This window comes from Devosia naphthalenivorans (genome assembly GCF_003056355.1).
GTDB classification, from domain to species: Bacteria; Pseudomonadota; Alphaproteobacteria; order Rhizobiales; family Devosiaceae; genus Devosia; species Devosia naphthalenivorans.
In genome coordinates this window covers 1-1,701 of record NZ_PYVW01000038.1, presented here as the reverse complement: position 1 = coordinate 1,701, position 1,701 = coordinate 1, and the positions used below count along the sequence as shown (strand labels likewise).

At 64.7% G+C, this 1,701-nt stretch carries 1 protein-coding gene; it reads left to right on the top strand.

Annotation, left to right across the window (positions count from 1 at the left end):
- The coding region (locus tag C8264_RS21895) for a copper-translocating P-type ATPase (protein WP_108463102.1) at positions 1–1,701 on the top strand (1,701 nt) is incomplete at both ends.

Below are 1,701 nucleotides of genomic sequence, written 5' to 3'. Positions count from 1 at the left end.
GGCTGGGCATCCCTGCAGAACCGCAGCCTGAACATGTTCACCCTGATCGCCATGGGCATCGGGGTGGCGTGGCTGTACTCCATCGTCGCAACGTTGCTGCCGGGGATGTTTCCGGACTCGATGCGGGAGATGGACGGTGCCGTCCCGGTGTATTTCGAGGCCGCAGCCGTCATCACCGCCCTGGCTCTTCTGGGGCAGGTACTCGAGTTGCGGGCCCGGGAAAAAACGTCTGGGGCAATCCGGTCCCTGCTGGACCTGGCGCCAAAGACGGCACGCCGGGTAAGGGAGGATGGCATCGACGAGGAGGTGGAAGTTGATGTCATCGTTGTTGGGGACCGCCTGCGGGTGCGCCCGGGCGAGAAGATTCCCGTAGACGGAAGGGTGCTCGAAGGACGCAGCTCAGTCGATGAATCCATGGTCACCGGAGAGTCGATGCCGGTGACGAAGGAGGCCGGGTCGGCGCTGGTGGCGGGCACGATCAACCAGTCGGGCGGCCTTGTGGTGGAAGCCACGGGTGTGGGCCGCGACACCATGTTGTCCCGCATCGTGCAGATGGTGGCAGCCGCCCAGCGATCGAGAGCGCCGATCCAGCGCCTCGCCGACCAGGTGTCCGGGTGGTTCGTGCCGTTGGTGATCATCATTGCCGTCCTGGCGTTCGTTGCCTGGATGGTGTGGGGGCCGGAACCGGTGTTTGCCCACGCCCTCGTGGCAGCGGTATCGGTGTTGATCATCGCCTGTCCATGTGCGCTCGGTCTTGCCACTCCCATGTCGATCATGGTCGGAGTGGGCAAGGGTGCTCAGCTCGGTCTGCTCGTCAAGAACGCCGAGGCCCTGGAGCGGCTGGAGAAGGTCGATACCTTGGTTGTCGACAAGACCGGTACCCTAACTGAAGGCAAGCCGAAGGTAACCCATGTTCTGGCCGCCGGAGGATGGAGCGAAGACGATCTTCTGGCGGTGGCGGCAAGTCTGGAGCGTGCAAGCGAGCACCCGCTCGGAGTCGCGATCGTGACTGCGGCGAACGAACGGAAGTTGATGCTCTCGGAACCCAATGACGTGGATTCCCCTGTGGGCAAGGGCCTGACCGGCATCGTTAACGGGCGGCGCATCCTGATCGGCAGTGCCAAATACCTCGAGAGCGAGGGTGTGGCGTCGGCTGAGTGGAAAGAACGGGCCGACCAGGTGCGTGGCGAAGGGGCAACCGTGGTTCTTGTGGCCGTGGACGGAGCGATGGCCGGCGCTCTGGGCATCGCCGATCCGATTCGAGCTACCACAGCCGAGGCGCTTGCCGAACTGCGGGCGCAGGGCATGCGTGTCGTCATGATGACCGGCGACAATACCGTGACTGCCGCGGCGGTCGCCCGCGAACTCGGAATCGCTGATGTCGAGGCCGATGTCCTGCCGGAGCGCAAGAGCGAAGTGGTGGAACGACTGCGGTCGGAGGGCAGGGTGGTCGCGATGGCGGGTGACGGCGTCAACGACGCACCGGCCCTCGCAGCAGCCGACGTGGGCATCGCCATGGGAACGGGCACGGACGTCGCGATGGAAAGCGCCGGAGTGACGCTGCTGAACGGCGACCTGCTCGGCATCGCCCGTGCCAGGAAACTTTCCAGGGCCACCATGGGTAATATCCGGCAAAATCTCTTTCTTGCCTTCGTGTACAATGCTGCCGGCGTGCCCGTAGCCGCCGGGGTCCTCTATCCA